16 protein-coding genes are annotated in these 18,198 nt (G+C 61.7%); 1 reads left to right on the forward strand and 15 read right to left on the reverse strand.

All coding sequences use genetic code 11. The annotated features are described in order from the left end of the window. Positions 1-2: 2 nt before the first annotated feature. Genes speB through gabT form a run of 8 tightly spaced genes read right to left on the reverse strand, consistent with a single transcriptional unit; the run spans position 3 to position 9,257 of the window. Positions 3-950 (reverse strand): agmatinase, encoded by a 948-nt coding sequence (gene speB, locus AC097R_RS10390; RefSeq protein ID WP_479597998.1) that lies wholly within the window; start codon positions 948-950, stop codon positions 3-5. Beyond that, positions 947-2,017 (reverse strand): ABC transporter substrate-binding protein, encoded by a 1,071-nt coding sequence (locus AC097R_RS10395; protein WP_479597999.1) that lies wholly within the window; start codon positions 2,015-2,017, stop codon positions 947-949. The genes speB and AC097R_RS10395 overlap by 4 nt, the downstream gene beginning before the upstream one ends. Beyond that, complete coding sequence (locus AC097R_RS10400) at positions 2,017-3,621, reverse strand: methyl-accepting chemotaxis protein (protein WP_479598000.1); 1,605 nt, start codon at positions 3,619-3,621, stop codon at positions 2,017-2,019. The genes AC097R_RS10395 and AC097R_RS10400 overlap by 1 nt, the downstream gene beginning before the upstream one ends. Before the next feature lie 31 nt (positions 3,622-3,652). Then, positions 3,653-4,477 (reverse strand): ABC transporter permease, encoded by an 825-nt coding sequence (locus tag AC097R_RS10405; RefSeq protein ID WP_479598001.1) that lies wholly within the window; start codon positions 4,475-4,477, stop codon positions 3,653-3,655. A 10-nt stretch (positions 4,478-4,487) separates the two neighbouring features. Beyond that, positions 4,488-5,747 carry an ABC transporter permease gene (locus AC097R_RS10410; protein WP_479598002.1) on the reverse strand — a complete coding sequence of 420 codons (1,260 nt, stop codon included), beginning with the start codon at positions 5,745-5,747 and terminating at the stop codon, positions 4,488-4,490. A gap of 23 nt (positions 5,748-5,770) precedes the next feature. Further along, positions 5,771-6,802 (reverse strand): ABC transporter substrate-binding protein, encoded by a 1,032-nt coding sequence (locus tag AC097R_RS10415; RefSeq protein ID WP_479598003.1) that lies wholly within the window; start codon positions 6,800-6,802, stop codon positions 5,771-5,773. A gap of 49 nt (positions 6,803-6,851) precedes the next feature. Then, the gene (locus tag AC097R_RS10420) at positions 6,852-7,946 is read right to left on the reverse strand and encodes an ABC transporter ATP-binding protein (protein WP_479598004.1); all 1,095 of its coding nucleotides are present in this window, start codon (positions 7,944-7,946) and stop codon (positions 6,852-6,854) included. An 18-nt stretch (positions 7,947-7,964) separates the two neighbouring features. After that, on the reverse strand, positions 7,965-9,257 hold the full coding sequence (gene gabT / locus AC097R_RS10425) for a 4-aminobutyrate--2-oxoglutarate transaminase (protein WP_479598005.1): 1,293 nt from the start codon (positions 9,255-9,257) through the stop codon (positions 7,965-7,967). 173 nt (positions 9,258-9,430) lie between these two features. On the opposite strand from gabT, the gene AC097R_RS10430 reads away from it, so the two are divergent. Then, positions 9,431-10,858, forward strand: a complete 1,428-nt coding sequence (locus tag AC097R_RS10430; protein WP_479598006.1) for an aminotransferase-like domain-containing protein — start codon at positions 9,431-9,433, stop codon at positions 10,856-10,858. Between the two features lie 50 nt (positions 10,859-10,908). On the opposite strand, the gene AC097R_RS10435 is transcribed toward AC097R_RS10430, so the two are convergent. The 7 genes from AC097R_RS10435 to AC097R_RS10465 all read right to left on the reverse strand — a co-directional run bounded on the left by AC097R_RS10435 (position 10,909) and on the right by AC097R_RS10465 (position 18,129). Beyond that, positions 10,909-12,354 carry a gamma-aminobutyraldehyde dehydrogenase gene (locus AC097R_RS10435; RefSeq protein WP_479598007.1) on the reverse strand — a complete coding sequence of 482 codons (1,446 nt, stop codon included), beginning with the start codon at positions 12,352-12,354 and terminating at the stop codon, positions 10,909-10,911. Positions 12,355-12,454: 100 nt separating this feature from the next. After that, the gene (locus AC097R_RS10440) at positions 12,455-13,618 is read right to left on the reverse strand and encodes a fumarylacetoacetate hydrolase family protein (RefSeq protein WP_479598008.1); all 1,164 of its coding nucleotides are present in this window, start codon (positions 13,616-13,618) and stop codon (positions 12,455-12,457) included. A 15-nt stretch (positions 13,619-13,633) separates the two neighbouring features. Continuing rightward, complete coding sequence (locus AC097R_RS10445; RefSeq protein WP_479598009.1) at positions 13,634-14,932, reverse strand: TRAP transporter large permease; 1,299 nt, start codon at positions 14,930-14,932, stop codon at positions 13,634-13,636. Beyond that, on the reverse strand, positions 14,929-15,408 hold the full coding sequence (locus AC097R_RS10450) for a TRAP transporter small permease (protein WP_479598010.1): 480 nt from the start codon (positions 15,406-15,408) through the stop codon (positions 14,929-14,931). The genes AC097R_RS10445 and AC097R_RS10450 overlap by 4 nt, the downstream gene beginning before the upstream one ends. Before the next feature lie 12 nt (positions 15,409-15,420). Next, positions 15,421-16,422 carry a sialic acid TRAP transporter substrate-binding protein SiaP gene (locus tag AC097R_RS10455; protein ID WP_479598011.1) on the reverse strand — a complete coding sequence of 334 codons (1,002 nt, stop codon included), beginning with the start codon at positions 16,420-16,422 and terminating at the stop codon, positions 15,421-15,423. 43 nt (positions 16,423-16,465) lie between these two features. Next, on the reverse strand, positions 16,466-17,380 hold the full coding sequence (locus AC097R_RS10460; protein ID WP_479598012.1) for a dihydrodipicolinate synthase family protein: 915 nt from the start codon (positions 17,378-17,380) through the stop codon (positions 16,466-16,468). Continuing rightward, positions 17,377-18,129: a GntR family transcriptional regulator gene (locus AC097R_RS10465; RefSeq protein WP_479598013.1), complete on the reverse strand. Its 753-nt coding sequence runs from the start codon at positions 18,127-18,129 to the stop codon at positions 17,377-17,379. The genes AC097R_RS10460 and AC097R_RS10465 overlap by 4 nt, the downstream gene beginning before the upstream one ends. Positions 18,130-18,198 lie beyond the last annotated feature (69 nt).

Genomic DNA, 18,198 nt, shown 5'->3' on the forward strand with positions numbered 1-18,198 from the left:
TGTTAGCGATAGTGGACGCCAGGCAACACGCACAGCATTTCAAACAGTATGTTGGCACCCAGCAGTGCCGTGTTGCCAGAGGTGTCATAGGGCGGGGAGACCTCTACCAAGTCCGCACCTACGATGTTAAGTCCCCGACAGCCGCGGATGATTTCCAGTGCCTGGGGCACGCTCAGGCCACCAATCTCCGGTGTGCCGGTACCACCGGCGTATGCGGGGTCGATGCCGTCAATGTCAAAGCTGAGGTAGCAGGGCGTGTTGCCGATGCGCGCACGTACCTGGGCCATCAAGGGTGCGAGCGACTGGTACCAGACTTCGTGGGCCGCAACGACAGTGAAGCCCTGCTGGCGTGGCCAGTCAAAGTCGTCGGACGCGTAACCTGTGCCGCGCAGGCCAATCTGGTAGACCTTGTCGCAGGCCAGCAGGTTTTCCTCCACCGCACGGCGAAACGGCGTGCCGTGTGCAATGCGCTCGCCAAACATGTCGTCGTTGACATCAGCATGGGCGTCCACATGGACCAAGGCCACCGGGCCATGCTTGGTCGCCATGGCGCGCAGGATGGGCAGTGCGATGGTATGGTCGCCGCCCAGGGTCAAAGGGATGCAGCCATGGGCCAAGACCTCTTCATAGAAGGCTGTAATGATGGGTAGCGACTTGGCCAGTGAATAGGTGTTGATGGGCACATCGCCCAGATCCGCCACTTGCAGGGTGTCGAAAGGGGCAGCACCGGTGGCCATGTTGTAGGGACGCAGCAGGCAGGACTCTGCGCGGATCTCGCGCGGGCCAAAGCGTGCGCCTGGCCGGTGGGAGGTGCCGATGTCCAGTGGCACGCCAATAAACGCTGCGTCTAGCCCCTGCGAAGAACTGGCCAAGGGCAAGCGCATCATGCTGGCGATGCCACCGAAGCGTGGCATGGCGTTGCCGGAGAGAGGGGTGTTTTTTGAGGTCATTTGATACGTTGAGAAAAACGTTTCTCAATGGCATTGCCGTTCTGAATCCAGAAGCTCGCATCAAAAGGCAGCGAACGGCGCAAATTGCTGGGTGCAGAAGGAATGTCGCTGCCCGCCATCGAAAGATCGACAGCGTATGGAATTGCGGTCGCATTCCTGCTGCGGCTGCTGTCGTCGCGCATGATGGCACCCATGTGCGTGGGGCCGTAGGGAATCTCGCGGGAAAAAGCCAGTTGCGGCTCTTCTGACGTTGCATAACTGACGAAGGTTTGCGCCAATTTGAGCTTGGGCGTTCCTTTGACAATTGCCCAGTAGTCCAGCTCATAAATGGCATCCGCCCAAACTATGCCCAACTGGGTTGCGCCGTCTTTGACCGCCGCTGCAATACGGCCATTGAACGCTGTGCTCATGCTGACCTCGCCGCTGGCCAGCCGCTGTGGTGGCTGTGCACCGGACTCCCACCAAACGATGTGCGGGCTCAGCTGTTCCAGTTTGTTCAGAGCCCGGGTCACGCCCTGGTCCGTCGCCAGCATGGCATACACGTCACGCCGGCTCACGCCGTCGGCCATCAGTGCAATTTCAAGGTTGTAACGCGCGCCCTTGCGCAGGCCGCGTTTTCCCGGGAAGCGCTGCACATCCCAAAAGTCTGCCCATTTGCGGGGTGGTTCTTTAAAACGGCTGCCATCAAAAGCCATGATGGTTGACCAGACAAACGCGCCAACCCCGCAATCTTGTACCGCGCCCGGCAGCAACAGACTTGCGTGCGGCAGTGTGCCGCGGTCAAAACGTTCAAAAAGGCCTGATTCACAGCCGGTCTTGAGATCCGTGGACTCCACTTCCACCACGTCCCATGTGACCTTTTTGTCCTGAACCATGTTCCGTATTGCGTCTAGGCCGCCGGTGTACTCCACCCCAGTCGCTTCGGCTTTTTGCTCTCGCGCGAAGGGTTTGAGGAAGGCTGCACTCTGGGCCTTGCCATTGGCTCCACCAAAGTTGGCGACGGTCAGCCCCTGTCCCCAGGTTTGGCTGCATAGTAGGACCGTTAGGGCCAGGAGTTTGGTTGGCATCAAGCGCTCAACAATGTGGGGTTGGGTGGTGTGGATAGGAAGACTCCGCCGCGGTCGAGACGAAACAAGCCCACTATTTCGGCCAGTCTGGCGGCTTGCACGCGCAAGCTCTCCGCTGCTGCACTGCTCTCTTCGACTAAGGCGGCGTTTTGCAGGGTGACCTGGTCGATGCGGCCGACTGCACCACTGACTTTGCTGATGCCCTGGTACTGCCGGGCGGTGGCGTTGTGGATGTCGTGAATCAGCTCACCCACATGCTGCACCTCGGCGACGATGGCCTGAATCGAACGGCCGGCTTCATCGACTTGGCGCGTCCCGGCTTCTACTTTGCCCACGTTGTCGCCGATCAGCTTCTTGATTTCCTTGGCGGCCTCTGCGGAGCGGTGTGCCAGGGAGCGCACCTCGCTGGCCACCACCGCAAAGCCACGCCCTTGTTCGCCTGCACGGGCGGCTTCTACGGCGGCGTTGAGTGCCAAGAAATTGGTCTGGAAGGCAATGCCGTCAATCACGCCGGTGATGTCACTAATAGTCTTCGAAGATGCTGCGATGCCCTGCATGGTTGTCACCACCTGTGCTACGGCCTGTCCGCCGGCTACGGCGGACGTAGACGCGTTGGTCGCAAGGCGGTTGGCCTGTTCGGCCGTGTCGGCGTTGTGTTTGACGGTGTGGGTGAGTTCCTCCATGGCCGCGACGGTTTGCTGCAAGTCACTGGCCTGTTCTTCGGTGCGGTGGCTCAGGTCCGAATTGCCGGTGGCAATTTCTGCGGAGCCGGTGGCAATCCTGTCACTGCTTTGGCGTACTTCCCCGACCAATGCGGCCAGCCGCTCCCGCATGGTGGCCATGGCGGCCATGACGCTGCTGTCGTCGCCGACACGGGTCTGCACCTGCAGGGTCAAATCTCCTTGGGCAATCGACAGCGCGATGCGCGCCACATCTGCTGGTTCACCCCCCATTTGGCGGGCAATGGAGCGCACCACGACCACCGCAGCGGCTATGCCGACAGCCAGCGCCACCGCACAGGCTGCGGCCAATAAGGACAGCGACAGCCTGTAGGTGGCGTTGCCTTTTTTCGTGAGTTGGGTCGCAATACCGGATTTGAATTCCCACTCCCTGTCGATGGCGCCCATGGTGGCCCTAAACAGGCGCTCCGTTTTTCCGGTGAACAGCCGCCGTGCTTCCTCGACCTTGTCTGGCTCGGAGAGAGATTGGCGAGCGATGGCTTTAAGCTTGTCCCAGTTGGCCATGGCCAACACGGTGCTTTCGGTCACGGCCTTCCAGAGTTCGCGGTCTTCGTCATTGACCAGCAACTTTTCGTGATCGGCCAGCGCCTGATTGAGTTGGGTGTAGGCTTGATCGATATTGCCTTCGAGTGTGCCCATTTCGTCGGCCGATACCGTCATCAGATGTTGGGCCTGCAACATGCGGATCGCGGCTACTTTTTCCTGCCACGATTTCACCGCTTCGAAGGAAGGTGTGGTCGTAGCGGTGTAGTAGTCCAGGGCGTCATGGATCACGGCGATCTGCTGCGCGGCCATGGTCGCCATTGCCATGAGCAGCACCAACAGCAAGCCGAATGCCAGGGCTAAGCGTGTGCCCAATTTCATGTTTTTCAATCTGCTCACGCGTTGCATGGGACTAACGCCGACGGCCCCGCAGCCACTCCAGCCCTAGCATGAGTGCGGTGGTGAACAGGATGAGCAGCGTCGCCACCGCTGCAATGGTGGGGGAAATATTCTCGCGAATGCCGGTGAACATCTGGCGTGGCAGCGTGACCTGCGTGGGGCCTGCAATGAACAACGTGACCACCACTTCGTCAAACGATGTGGCAAAGGCGAACAGTCCACCCGAAATCACACCGGGGGCGATGATGGGCAGCGTCACACGGAAAAAGGTTTGCAGCGGTCCCGCGCCCAGGCTCAGGCTGGCGCGCACCAGGTTGTGGTTGAACCCTTGTAGCGTGGCCAGCACCGTGGTCAGCACAAAGGGGGCTCCCAGCGCGGCATGCACCAGCACGAGGCCGGTGTAGGTGTCGGCCAGGCCAATCTTGGCGAAGAACAGGTAGGTGCTCACCCCGACCACCACGATGGGGACCACCATGGGCGAGATCAACAGGCTCATCAGAGTGCTTTTGCCGAAGAAATTGACTCGCGCCAGACCGACTGCGGCCATGGTGCCCAGCACTGTGGCCAAGAGTGTAGCCAGCGGGGCGACGATGAAGCTGTTGCGCGTAGCACGGGCCCAGTCGTCAGAGGAAAACAGATTGTGGTACCACTGTAATGACCAGCCCGGAATGGGGTAGGACAAGAAGGAGCTGTTGCTGAACGACAGCGGAATGATGACCAGGATGGGCAGCAGCAGGAATGCCAATACGCCGACACACAAGAGGCGAAAGGCATACCAGCCCACTTTGTCGACAAAGGTGGCGTAGGCAGGGAACACAGGAAGAATGGGTTTGGACATGGCAGGCTCTTTATCCCAGGCTCAATTCAGACTTGACCACACGCCGATACACGGCGTACAGGACCAGTGTGGTGAACAGCAGCACGGCGCCCAGCGCGCAGGCCATACCCCAGTTGACATTGACGTTGGTGTACTGGGCGATGTAGTAGCTCAGCATCTGGTCGTCCGCACCACCCAGCAGGGCAGGTGTGACGTAGTAGCCGATGCTCAAAATGAAGACCAGCAGGCCACCGGCGCCGATGCCGGGGTAGGTTTGGGGCACGTAGACCTTGAAGAAGGCGGCCAATGGCGAACTGCCCAGTGATACGGCGGCGCGCAGGTAAGTAGGAGGCACGGATTTCATCACGCTGTATAGCGGCAAAATCATGAAAGGCAACAGGATGTGCACCATGGCAATGACCACCCCCAGGCGGTTAAACAGCAGGGCCAATGGCTCGTCAATCAGCCCCACACCCATCAGTGCGCGGTTCACCAAACCGTTGGATTGCAGCAGCACAATCCAGGCTGCCACGCGCACCAGAATGGAGGTCCAGAACGGAACCAGAACCAGAATCATGCACATATTGGCCTGGCGCGCCGTCAACGTGGAAAGCCAATACGCCAGCGGGTAGCCCAGCAGCAGCGCGAACAGGGTTACGACGGCGCTGATCTCGAAGGTGCGCAGCAGGATTCGACCAAAGGCGGCGGCTTCGGCGGGTACGCGAACGATGTCACCTTGCGCGTTGCGCTGTAGGTCGACGGCGGTGAGCAGGTAGTCAGGCGTCCAGCGTTCGCTGTTCTTGGCAATGGCCTGCCAGTAGCTGATCTCATCCCAGCGCGGGTCGATGGACAGTATGTGCGCGTGGATCTGGGCCGCAGAAAGACCTTGTTCAAAGGGCAGGGCGCGGTAGGTGTTCATCACCAGAGAGCGGGCACCGCTGACTTCGCTATTGAGCCGACGTGCCAGTGCGCCCGCATCGGATTGTTCCTGGATGGCGGCCATATCCTGGGCTACGGCGGCATAGGCCGCATCGGGGGGAGGGGATTTGCGGTCCCATTGGGCTAGCGCCGCACCGGTGCGTCCCAGCGTGTTGGCTACTTCCGGGTTCTCCGCCGCCCGCATGAGCAGCGCGGCAATGGGAACTAGGAAGATGACCACCAGAAACACCAGCAAGGGCATGGTGAGCGAGATCGAGAGGAGCCGTTTACGGCGCTCTGCCCGTTTCAACTGTCCCGCCAGATCGGCGGGCAATAGGGTAGAGGCGGGCGGGGCGGTCGTGGACAGGTTCATCGCGATCTCGTGTTCAGCTCAAGTTACTGGGCAGCCCAGGCAGCAAAGCGCTTTTCCAGAGCCTCACCCTGGTCGGCCCAGAAGCTCACGTTGAACTGCAACGCAGTCTTGGAGTTGGCGGGCGATGTGGGCAACAGGGCAAGCGTCTTGGCGTCCAGCTTGGCCAGGGCCTTGGTGTTGGTGGGGCCGTAGGAGATCAGCTTGGCGTACTCCGCCTGCTCGCTGGCACCGCTGGCCATGGCGATGTATTTCAAAGCCACATCGCGGTTCTTGCCGCCCTTGGGCATGACCCAGTAGTCCAAGTCGTAGATGCCGCCGGTCCAGGTGATGCCAAGGTTTTTGCCCTCGCGCTGGGCCGCGTCGATGCGGCCGTTGTAGACCGTGGTCAGTGCCACGTCACCCGCCACCAGGAACTGGGGCGGCTGCGCGCCGGCTTCCCACCACTGGATGTTGGGTTTCAGTTCCGTCATCTTCTTGAACGCGCGCTCGGCGCCGTCCTTGGTGGCCAGCACCTTGTACACGTCCTGCACGGCTACACCGTCGGCCATCAGAGCGAATTCCAGGTTGAAGCGGGCGCCCTTGCGCATGCCGCGCTTGCCGGGAATCTTCTTGGTGTCCCAGAAATCGGCCCAGGTCACAGGGGCGGTTTTGATCTTGTCGGCGTTGTAGGCCATCACGGTGGACCAGATGAACACGCCGATACCGCACTCGTGCACGGCCGCGGGCGAGAAGTCGGCCTTGTTGCCAATCTTGCTGTAGTCCAGCTTCTCGAACAGACCTTCGTCGCAGCCGCGGGTCACGTCCGGGCTTTCCACTTCGACCACGTCCCAGGTCACGTTCTTGGCTTCGACCATGGCCTTGATCTTGGCTTGCTCGCCGTTGTATTCCACGCTGACGATCTTGTTGCCCGTGGCCTTCTCAAAGGGCTCGACATAGGCCTTCTTCTGGGCATTGCCATTGGCGCCGCCAAAGTTGACCACGGTGATCTGGTTTTGCGCATGGGCGGCAAGGGAAGCCAGAAGCGTGGCCGCGACGACGATGGGTTTGAGTTTCATGGGTGTCTCCAAAAATTGTGTACGGAGGTTGGTGGGATTTGCAGGCGTGTCAGCGGTAGACGCGCAGATGCTCGGGAGGCAGGTGCAACCACAGGGCTTGGCCCGGTTGCGGCACTGCAATGCTGGACAGGGGAATCTTCACCGTGGCTTGTGCCTGCTCTTGCAGAGTGCAGCGCAGACGCAGGTGATCCCCAAAATAAATGACGTCGTTCAGAACGGCGCGAATGCTGTTGTCGCCGGGCTTGGCATCCACGGTATGGACCACGATGCGCTCGGGGCGGACGCAGGCCTGCACCGACGTGCCGGTGTGCACACCGTTGATGTTGAGTCCGTAGAGCAATGTGCCGCAAGGCAGACGCACCTCACACTTTCGCTCGCTGGTGGTGGTCACCGCGCCGTTGAAGATCGTGTTGTCACCTACGAAATTGGCCACAAAGCGGTTGGCAGGCGTCTCATACAGCGCGGTGACTGCGTCAATTTGCTGAATGGCACCATCGTTGAACACGGCCACTCGATCCGACATGGTGAGTGCTTCGGACTGGTCGTGGGTCACGTAAACAAAGGTCAGGCCCAGCTGGCGGTGCAGCTCCTTCAATTCGATCTGCATGTGTTCGCGTAGCTGTTTGTCCAGCGCACCCAGGGGCTCATCCATGAGCACCAGTTGGGGGTCGAACACCAGTGCGCGGGCCAGGGCCACGCGCTGCTGTTGGCCACCCGACATCTGGGCCGGGTAGCGGTTGCCCATGCCACCCATTTGCACCATCTCCAATGCGCGCTTGACCTTGGCATCCCGGTCTGCGGCCAGTACCTTGCGCACCGTCAGCGGGTAGGCCACATTTTCTGCCACCGTCATGTGCGGAAACAGGGCGTAGTGCTGAAACACCATGCCGAAGTTGCGCTTGTGGGGCGGTGTGCGGGTGATCTGGTGCCCGTTAAGGGAGATGTCTCCGGCTGTGGGCGACTCAAACCCCGCCAGCATCATGAGCGTTGTCGTTTTGCCGGACCCCGATGGGCCTAGCAGGCTCAAGAATTCGCCGCGCTGGATGTCGAGGTTCAGGTCACGTACGACCAGCTGCTCACCGTCGTACGTTTTCTGTACGCCTGTGAAGCGCACTAAGGGGTCTGTGGAGGAGGGATGTTGCATGGCGTGCGTTGAAGGCAATCAGGCCACGGCGGCAAAGCTGTCGGCCAGAATGGCCAAGCCTTCTTCCAGCAGGGCATCGGAAGCGGTGAGCGGAACGAGGATGCGAATCACGTTGCCATAGGTGCCGCACGACAACAGTACCAAGCCTCGGCGTGCTGCCTCGGTAACCACCTTCTTTGTCAGAGCCGCGTCGGGGCGATGCACGTCGCCACTTTCAAACAGCTCAATCGCGACCATGGCGCCCAGACCGCGCACATCACCGATGGCAGGTACCTTGGTGGCCAGGTCTTTGAGTGCACGGACCAACAAGGCACCCATGTCCTGGCTGCGGGTCAACAATTTTTCATCTTCAAAGGCCTTGATGACGGCCAGGGCGGCGGCGCACGCGACGGGGCTGCCAGCGTAGGTGCCACCCAAGCCGCCCGCTGCGGGTGCATCGATTACGTCGGCGCGTCCCACGACGCCTGACAGGGGGAAGCCACCTGCCAAGGATTTCGCGGTGGCAATCAGATCCGGGGCCACAGGCCATTGCTCGCTGGCAAACCAAGTGCCTGTGCGCCCTGCACCGGTCTGGACCTCGTCGGCAATCAACAGAATGCCATAGCGGTCTGCCAGTGCCTTGAGACCGCTGATGAACTCGGGCGGCGCTACATAAAAACCGCCTTCGCCTTGCACAGGCTCCACAATAAAAGCCGCCACACGCTCTGGTTCCACATCATTCTTGAAGATCAACTCCACCGAATGAAGTGCGTCAGCCACGCTCACGCCGTGCAAGGGGTTGGGGAACAGGGCGTGGAACACTTCGCCGGGGAAGGGGCCAAAACCCACTTTGTAGGGGACGACTTTGCCCGTCAGGCCTAGCGTCAGGTTGGTACGGCCGTGGTAGCCGCCGGTGAACGCGATCACGCCAGGGCGCTTGGTGTAGGCGCGGGCGATCTTGATGGCGTTTTCCACCGCTTCAGCGCCAGTGGTTAGCAGCAGGCTCTTCTTTGCAAAGCTGCCGGGGGCCATGGCGTTAAGGCGTTCACACACTTCCACATAGGGTTCATAAGCCACCACCTGGAAACAGGTGTGGGTGTAGAGGTCGAGTTGTGCTTTCACAGCCTCGATCACCTGCGGGTGCAGGTGGCCGGTATTGAGCACGGCAATGCCACCAGCAAAGTCAATGAAGCGACGGCCCTCAACGTCCCAGAACTCGGCGTTCAAAGCATTCTTGATGAAAATTTCGTGGGCTTGGCCCACACCGCGTGCCACCGCAGCTTGGCGGCGGGCGAAAAGGGCGGCATTGGTGGCGGGGTTGTCTTGTTGCATGGTTTTGCGCGGTTGTGAATGAAGTGGAGGTACTATAAGAAGCGCATCCAAGACCGTCCATGTACACAACGACACGAATTTCTGCACACTGTGCAGGTCTGGGATCCTGTACGGGGTTTCCCTGATTTGGTGCGGACGGTGCTGCCGCAAAATCCACTCTTTTTTCTCTTTCAATGCTCACACTCAGCCCGGATATTTCAACGCCATTGGTTAGCCAGATCGTGGATGGGTTGCGCGGGCTCATTGCCGGACAAGTGCTCAAACCCGGTAGCAAATTGCCCTCCATCCGCGCGTTTGCTGTCTCCCACAACGTCAGTGTGTTTACCGTGGTTGAAGCGTATGACCGGCTGGTGGCACAGGGTTGGTTGGTATCCCGCGCGCACGCTGGTTTTTTTGTCAAACGACGTGATGACGGTGGTGTTTCGGGGGCAGGCGCCGCGAGGTTGGCCCCGGAAGCGCCCCGTTTTGATGCACGCTGGTACCTCAAACAGATTTTTGAGAACCGCAACCTGCCCTTGAAGCCCGGTTGTGGCTGGTTGCCACACGATTGGCTGTTTGGCGATGCTGTGCGCCGCAGCATGCGCCAGCTGTCCAACGATGGCCCGGAGCTGGACGGCTACGGATTGCCCTATGGGCACATGGCGCTGCGCATGATCATTGCCGAGGCCATGGCCGAGCATCAAATTTCGGTAGAAGCGGGGCAGGTGTTACTGACCCACGGATCCAGCCAGGCGTTGGACCTGGTCGCACGCTGCCTCTTGAAACCGGGCGACGCGGTGCTGGTCGACGACCCTGGCTACCCCAACCTGTTGTTTATGTTGCGTTTTTTGGGCGCTCGACCCATTGGCGTGCCGCGCACACCCGCTGGCTACGATTTGGCTGCACTCGAAGCGCTGGTAACTGAGCACAAGCCCAAGGCCTTTTTTACCCAGCCGCGCTTGCAAAGTCCCACGTGTTCGGTGGCTTCCGTCGCGCACTTGCATAGGTTGTTGCAATTGGCGGAGCAGCATGATTTTGTGCTGGTGGAAAACGACATATACGCTGACATGGATGTGTCCTCCCGTTCCACGTTGTCCAGCTTGGACCAACTGCGGCGGGTGGTGTACGTGGGCAGCTATTCCAAGACCATTTCGCCCAACCTGCGGGTGGGCTATTTGCTGGCGCGTCCTGATCTGCTGGCCGAGTTTGTGCAACTCAAGATGATTGCGGGCCTGACATCGTCAGACATTGCGGAGCGCGTTACTTTTGGTGTCATCACCGACGGACGCTGGCGCAAGCACCTCAAATCATTGCGAGACCGGCTCGGAGACGCACAACGCCAAGTGGGTCGCCGTTTGGACAACTTGGGCTTTGAACTCTTTCGCGAGCCCGAGGCTGGCATGTACCTGTGGGCTCGTCATCCCGACTTGCCCGACAGCGCAGAATTGTCTCAGGCAGGCACCGGTGAAGGCATCATGCTTGGGCCGGGGCAGTTGTTTTTGGTAGAGCCACGGCCTACCGGTTGGCTGCGCTTTAACGTAGCTTTCAGCCAGGACGAACGCCTCTGGCGTTTTCTAGAGCAACGTATCCAAATGGGGCAGAGCATTGAGCAGGGGCAATAGCGCTTTGATTTGGGCTAGCCGACGTGGTGCCAGCGCGAGTTACTCTCCACTTAGGCGTTGTGCTTGACCATGATATGGCGGGCGCAGCTGTAGTCTTCCAGCGCATAGACCGACATGTCCTTGCCATAGCCCGAATGTTTCATGCCGCCGTGTGGCATTTCAGACACCAGCATGAAGTGCGTGTTGACCCAGGTGCAGCCGTACTGCAAGCGTGACGCAATGCCCATGGCGCGGCCCACATCGCGGGTCCACACCGAGCTGGAGAGTCCGTAGTCCGAGTCGTTGGCCCAGGCCACGGCCTGATCGGCATCTTTCACGCGGGTGATGGACACCACGGGGCCAAAGACTTCGCTGCGCACAATCTCGTCGTCTTGCAGGGCGCCGGCCACCACGGTGGGCTGGTAGAAAAAACCATTGCTGCCCACAGTATGGCCACCGGCCGTAATTTCCGCATGCGGCAACTGGCGGGCGCGTTCTACAAAGCTGGCCACGCGGTCGCGTTGGCGGGCCGAGATCAGCGGGCCCATTTCCACACCAGCTTCTTGCTGGGTGCCGGTCTTGATGGTGGACACCGCGCTGCTCAGGTCTGCCACCAGCTTCTCGTAAATGCCTTCGGTGGCGTAGACGCGGCAGGCGGCGGTGCAGTCCTGGCCGGCGTTGTAGTAGCCAAAGGTACGCAGGCCTTCCACCACACTGCCCAGATCGGCATCGTCCAGCACGATCACCGGCGCCTTGCCACCCAGCTCCAGGTGGGTGCGTTTGATGCCATGTGCGGCCGACTCCATGATCTTGCTGCCGGTGGACACATCGCCGGTGAGAGATGCCATGCGGATGCGCGGGTCACGGATCAACGGAGCGCCCACCGTGTCACCCCGGCCACACACGATATTGACCACGCCGGGCGGCAGTATCTCGGCCAGCAGCTCACCCATGCGCAGCGTGGTCAGCGGCGTCATTTCCGAGGGCTTGAGCACCACGGTGTTGCCCATGGCAATGGCGGGGCCCAGCTTCCAGGCGGCCATCATGAGCGGGTAGTTCCATGGGGCGATGGAGGCCACCACGCCCAGCGGATCGCGGCGGATCATGCTGGTGTGGCCTGGCAGGTATTCGCCCGCCAGGGCCCCCGACATAGTGCGGATGGCACCCGCGAAGAAGCGGTAGACATCGGCAATCGCCGGAATCTCGTCATTGCGCGCCGCGGCCAGCGGCTTGCCGCAGTTCAGCGACTCCAGCATGGCGAACTCGTCACCATTCGCTTCGATGGCATCCGCAATTTTGAACAGGTAGGCACCACGGTCTCGTGGGGTGAGCGCGGCCCAGGCGGGGAAGGCGGCATGGGCCGCGTCGACCGCCAAGCGCAACTGGTCGGCGCTAGCCTCGCGCACTTCACAGAGCTGTTCCCCGGTGGACGGGTTCAGGATGGACTCTGCGCGCCCCTCACCTGTAACGCGCTGGCCGTTGATCAGGAGTTGGGTGGGAAAGCGGGTGACAGCCATGGTGTAAGCCCTGAAGGTGGGTGGATAAATACGGTGCTGTGAAGCATGTTACCCACCCTCCGGCCGTTGCGCCTGATCCAACCGGGCTACTGCCGTGGCTTTACAACAGGCCGCGCTGCGCTAGGTTGCGCATCAGGTGCGATGCACCAAAGGTCCAGGGCGGGCACTGGTCCGTGTACTGCATGCGGTTGGTCAGCGTGCCCAGCTTGGGCGTGGTGATGGTGACCACATCGCCCAGCTTGTGGGTAAAGCCGCCACCGGGAGTGTCACGGTCCTGCACAGGAGCAAACAGGGTGCCCAGGAACAGCATGGCGCCGTCTGGGTACTGGTGGTGGGGGCCCATCATTTGCGCAGCCAAATCCGCCGGGTCGCGGCTGATGCGGGCCATGCTGGAGAAACCGTCCATCACAAAGCCGTCCGTTCCCTCTACGCGCAGGGTCAGCGTGGCCTGGCGCACATCGTCCAGGGAAAAGCTGGCGTCAAAGAAGCGGATGAACGGGCCAATGGCGGCTGACGCATTGTTGTCCTTGGCCTTGCCCAGCAGCAGGGCAGAGCGGCCTTCCACGTCGCGCAGATTCACATCGTTGCCCAGGCTGGCGCCCACAATGGTGCCGCGCGAGTTGACGGCCAGCACCACCTCGGGCTCGGGGTTGTTCCAGGTGGAGGCGGGATGCAAACCGGCGTCCGCACCGGTACCCACGGCCGCCATGGCCGGTGCTTTGGTGAAAATTTCTGCGTCCGGCCCGATGCCCACTTCGAGGTACTGGCTCCAGGCGCCTTGGGCAATCAGCACCTGTTTGAGCGCCATGGCCGCGTCGGAGCCGGGCTTCAGACGCGACAGGTCGTCGCCAATCAGGGCCTGAATTTCGGTGCGGATGGTGGCGGCTGCAGCCGGGTTGCCGCGCGCCTTTTCTTCAATCACGCGCTCCAGCATGGAGGTCGCAAAGGTCACGCCTGCCGCCTTGATGGCCTGCAGGTCGCATGGTGCTAGTAGCCAGGGCAACGCCGGGTTGCGGGTAACGGTGTTGCCCAGCAGCTCCGCCACCGCGCACAGCACGTTGCCGGTAGCCTGGCGCAGGGCGGCGGCGGGGTCTGGTGCCTCGCACAGGTCGCGCATGGTGGGGTAGCTGCGCGTGATGTCGACCACCTGGCCGTCGCGCAGGGCCACCACGCTGGGGCCTTGCTGGTCTTCGCGCCAAATGCGCGCAGCCAGTGCGCCCGTGGTGCCGTCTGCAGGTAGGGTGTTGTCAGGGGTGAGTTGCATGGGGAGTCCGAAAGGCTAGTGGGTTACGTAGCCCATAGTTTGGGGCAGCCACAAGACGATTTGTGGAAATACGGTCATGGCCAGCAGCAGGCACAAGAGCATGACCAGGAAGGGCCAACCCTCCTTCATCATTTCGCCAATCGGGATGCCCGTGAGCGCCTTGGTGACAAACAGCAGCATGCCAAACGGTGGGTGGATCAGGCCGATCATCATGTTGAGCACCACCAGCACGCCGAAGTGCACGAGGTCCACACCGAGCAGCTTGGCCGCAGGCAGCAGCATGGGCACGAAGACCAGCAGCAGCACCGACACGTCCAGAAAGCAGCCCAACACCAGGAACATCACGTTCACCAGCAGGAGAAACTGCAGCCTGGAGAGCTGCATGCTGTCCACCCACATCGCCATGCTTTGGGGTACGCCCTCGGCGGTGAACGCGTAGTTCAGCATGAAGGAGCCGGCCAGGATCAGCGTGATCACGGCGCTGCCGCGCGTGGATTCCATCACCACGCCCCAGAAGCTGCGCCAGGTCAGCGCGCGGAACACCACGGCGGCGAGGATCAGCGCATGCAGCGCGGCCACGGCGGCGGCCTCCGTGGGCGTGAACGCGCCGGAGTAAATGCCGCCCAGCAACACGATGGGCATGGACAGCGGCAGGGCGCCGCGAAAGATCAGGCCAGCCCACTCAGAGCGGGGTACGGGTTCATCTCGCGGCATATTGCGTTTGACGGCAATGATGTGCACCACCCCCATCATGAGTGCCGCCATGAGAAAGCCCGGCACCACGCCGCCCAGGAACAGTGCGCCCACCGATGCACCCGACACCAGCGCATAAATCACCATGGGAATGCTGGGCGGAATGATGGGGCCCAGTGTGGCGCTGGCCACCACCACGGCGCCGGCAAAGCCGCGCGTGTATTCGGGCTTCTTGAGCATCTGGCGGATCGTCACCAGGCCCGGCCCGGCCGCATCGGCAATGGCGCTGCCACTCATGCCCGAGAAGATCACGCTGACCAGAATGTCCACCTGCGCCAAGCCCCCGCGCATGCGGCCCACCAGGATGCGGCAGAAGTCAAAAATGCGCTCGCTCACGGTGCCCGCATTCATGATGTTGGCGGCAAACACGAAGAGCGGCACGGCCAGCAGCACATAGCTGTTGTACAGGCCATTGCAGATCTGTTCGGCCACCAGGCCGATGTCCTGGCCCTTGGCCACTAGGTAGGCGATGCCGGAGACCAGCATTGAGAAGCCAATCGGCATGCGCAGCAGCATGCCCGCGATCAGCACCAACACCAAAATCCAGATACCCGTAGTCATATGCGCAACTCCGCTTCGAGGCCGATGCCACGCACGGCGTTCCAGATAGCCCAGGCGCAGCGGATCACCAGAGCGATCAGCAGCAGCACAAAGGGCAAGAAAATCCACATGAAGGAAATGCCAAGCACCGGCGAACCCTCGCGGGCCATGAAGTGCACGTAGTCCCAACTGGCGGGAATGCCCACCAGCGCCAAGCCGCCCACCAGCAGGTTGCCGACGATCCGCATGGCCTGGCGGGTACGGTAGTTCACGCTGTTCCACACCAGGTCAAACACCACATGCTCGCGCTCAGGCACGATGGCGGCGGCACCCCAGAGGATGACCCACACATAGAGAATCACGGCGGCCTCATCGGTCCATGGCAGCGGCTTGTTGAAGCCAAAGCGTGCCGCGATCTGGACGATGAAGACGACGAAGAGAGTCAGGAAGAGGCCACCGCCCAGAAGATTGGCGGCCTGTTGCAGTCGGCGCAGCATGGGGCGGGTGTCTTACTTGGTCGCGTTGATGCGGTCCAGCAGACCCTTGGGCCAGACCTTGGCGTAGTCGGACGCCTGGTAGGTGGCTTGCACGGATTTGCGGAAGGCGTCCACATCGGGCGTAACGACTTGCAGGCCTTCTTTCTTGAAGAACTCGACGAGTTGCGCTTCTTCCTTGATGCGGTTTTCGTTGTTGTAGGCGGCTGCGGCTTGGGCGGCGGCAGTCACCTTTTGCTTTTGCGCAGCGGTCAGCGCGTTGAAGCTCTTGTTGGAGATGGCAATGAAGATGCCGTCCACCAGGTGGCTGGTCAGCACCAGTTGTTTGGTCACCTCGTAGAACTTGGCGGCGCGCACCGAGGGAAGGGGGTTGTCCTGGCCATCGATGGTGCCGGTCTTCAGGCCCATATAGACCTCGCCAAAGGCCAGCGGCGTGGCTGTGGCGCCCAGCGCATCACCCAGGAACAGCCATTCCTTGGAGCCGGGCATGCGCAGCTTCACGCCCTTGAGGTCGGCCGGGGTTTTGACGGGCTTGGCTTCGCGCAGATTGACCTGGCGCGTGCCCAGGTAGACCGTGGACAGCGGTGTGACGTCCATCTTCTCGGCCACTAGCTTGAACAGCTCAGCGCCGATGGGGCCGTTGAAAATCTTTTGCTGCTGCTCGGGGTCGCGCACCACATAGCCGGCCGTGAAGATGGAGAACTCAGGCACCAGCTTGGCAATGTCAAAGGCCGAGATGCTGGACAGCTCGAGGTTGCCGCGTGCCATGGCGGCGGGCTCTGCGCCCTGCTTGAACAGCGTGGCGTTCAGGTTGATCTGCACGTCGAATTCGCCGGGGGCGGTCTTGTCGAGCTGCTCCTTGAACACGGTCCACATCTTGGCGTGCCAGTCGTCGGGCACGGCAGGGGTGGAAATGCGCAGCACGGTCTTGGTCTGCGCCATGGCGGGCAGGGCGCTGGCACCCAGGGCGGCGGCGGCACCCAGCAGGGTGCGGCGGTTCAGGTGGGATGTAATCATGGTCTTGTCTCCTGTGTTTTTATGAATGGTCGGGGGGGCGCGCTTACAGGCGGTCCAGCCTGGCACCCAACGCACGATAACCGCTGCGCACAATGGCCAGCTCGGTGGGGTCCAGTGGGCTCAGCGGTGCGCGCATGTGCAGCCAGGCATCGTCGCGGGTTTGTTCGGCCAGCATGCCTTTGTAGACGCCGACAAACGGCATGTCTGGGCGCGCCGACATCAGCGCCAGGATGTCCAGAATCAGCCGCGCGTCTTCCGGGTCCACCTGACTGGGTTTGCCCATTACCCGGCGCATTAGCCTGGGCGCGATATTGGCCAGTCCGTTGATGGAGCCGGCACCGCCCTGCGCCATCACGGGGGCTACATGAGGCTCCGCGCCCACCAGAATGGCTAGCTCGGGAAAAGTTTTGGTAAGGGCTAGCGAGTGTTCCAGGTTGGCACTGCTGTCCTTCACCCCCACGACTTGCTGGGGGTGGCGTCGCACCAGCTCGGCAATGGCCGGGTGCGAGAAGCCAAACGTACTCATGGCGGGGAAGTGATACAGCAGCAACTTGAGGTCGTCGTCTCCAATGCCACGCACCACTTGTGACACGGCTTCAATGATGCCTGCGTCTTTGGGCTGGTTGAAGAAGAAGGGCGGCATCAGCATCTGGCGGTGGACCCCATGGCGGGCTGCATGTTGGCCCAGTTCAATCGCATCACCGAGTGCCAATGCGGTGATAGTGACGACGATCTGGTCCGGCCTGACGCCGCTGCCCAGCAGGGATTTCAGCAGGCCCTTGCGCTCGGTCATGGTGAAGGCGGGACCCTCGCCCGTGGTGCCAAACAGGGTGATGCCATCGCAGCCCGCGGCCAGCAAGCGCTGGGCGTGGGCAATGGTGCGGGGGGTGTCGAGCACGCCCGTGGTGCTGACGGGCAGCAGCAGGGCAGGCCACAGGCCTTGGATAGCTGGGTTCAAGGGGTTCTCCTGGCGGGTTGAGGGGGAAGGGTCCATTCGCTGCGTACTTGTTCCAGTGGCGCATGCATCACGCGGTTGCGGGCACTGCTGATATGGGCCTCCAGTAGCTCCATGGCCAGCGCGGCGTCGCGCTGGCGCAGCGCATCAATAAAGCGCAGGTGCTCCTGCATGGCAGGTACTAATCGGCCTGGGGTGATCACGCTGTGCTCCAACTTGATGAGGCGCACGCGCAGGCTGTTTACGCGGTACTGCTCGGAAATGATGTCGTTGCCCAGCGCGTCCACCATGCGGTCGTGCAGACCCCAGTCCACGGCCTGGGTGTCATCCAGCAGGGCGTCGTCGTTCAGGGCGTCGGGCGCTTCGGCGCGACGCAGGATGTCGCGGTGGCTGGCCTCGATGGCGGCGAGCTCGGCGTCGCTGGCGCTGCGCACGAAGTTGAGCACCGCCTCGCGCTCGATCATGGAACGCACCTGAAACGCGTTGCGGATCAGCTTGAGGTCCACATGCGCCACCTGCAGCCCGCGCTGCGGCACGGTTTTCACCAGGCCGGCGGCTTCCAGGCGCGGAATCATCTCGCGCACGGCGCCCAGCGGCATGTCCAGCAGCACCATGAGCTCGCGCTGCGAGATGAACTGCCCGGCGCGGATGCCGCCCGTGAAGATTTGCTGGGTAAAGCCCTGGTAGGCGCGCGCCCGCTGGCTGGTGGTGTCGTCGGGGGCGGTGGCTGCAGCCTGTGTCATGACTGACATGTTAGTAACGAATCAAGGCCGGCCGTGCTGGTATTTACCCTTGGCCGAGGCCTTGCGGGGCGCGGGCCG

It is taken from the genome of Rhodoferax sp. ZS1R25 (assembly GCF_056521335.1).

Coding starts and splice junctions, on each gene's coding strand:
- AC097R_RS10440 (WP_479598008.1), bottom strand. CDS start 13,618: ATGCAACTCACCCCTGACAACACCCTACCTGCAGACGGCACCACGGGC.
- AC097R_RS10405 (WP_479598001.1), bottom strand. CDS start 4,477: ATGTCCAAACCCATTCTTCCTGTGTTCCCTGCCTACGCCACCTTTGTC.
- speB (WP_479597998.1), bottom strand. CDS start 950: ATGACCTCAAAAAACACCCCTCTCTCCGGCAACGCCATGCCACGCTTC.
- AC097R_RS10415 (WP_479598003.1), bottom strand. CDS start 6,802: ATGAAACTCAAACCCATCGTCGTCGCGGCCACGCTTCTGGCTTCCCTT.
- AC097R_RS10435 (WP_479598007.1), bottom strand. CDS start 12,354: ATGGCTGTCACCCGCTTTCCCACCCAACTCCTGATCAACGGCCAGCGC.
- AC097R_RS10430 (WP_479598006.1), top strand. CDS start 9,431: ATGCTCACACTCAGCCCGGATATTTCAACGCCATTGGTTAGCCAGATC.
- AC097R_RS10420 (WP_479598004.1), bottom strand. CDS start 7,946: ATGCAACATCCCTCCTCCACAGACCCCTTAGTGCGCTTCACAGGCGTA.
- AC097R_RS10455 (WP_479598011.1), bottom strand. CDS start 16,422: ATGATTACATCCCACCTGAACCGCCGCACCCTGCTGGGTGCCGCCGCC.
- gabT (WP_479598005.1), bottom strand. CDS start 9,257: ATGCAACAAGACAACCCCGCCACCAATGCCGCCCTTTTCGCCCGCCGC.
- AC097R_RS10445 (WP_479598009.1), bottom strand. CDS start 14,932: ATGACTACGGGTATCTGGATTTTGGTGTTGGTGCTGATCGCGGGCATG.
- AC097R_RS10465 (WP_479598013.1), bottom strand. CDS start 18,129: ATGTCAGTCATGACACAGGCTGCAGCCACCGCCCCCGACGACACCACC.
- AC097R_RS10395 (WP_479597999.1), bottom strand. CDS start 2,017: ATGCCAACCAAACTCCTGGCCCTAACGGTCCTACTATGCAGCCAAACC.
- AC097R_RS10410 (WP_479598002.1), bottom strand. CDS start 5,747: ATGAACCTGTCCACGACCGCCCCGCCCGCCTCTACCCTATTGCCCGCC.
- AC097R_RS10450 (WP_479598010.1), bottom strand. CDS start 15,408: ATGCTGCGCCGACTGCAACAGGCCGCCAATCTTCTGGGCGGTGGCCTC.
- AC097R_RS10400 (WP_479598000.1), bottom strand. CDS start 3,621: ATGAAATTGGGCACACGCTTAGCCCTGGCATTCGGCTTGCTGTTGGTG.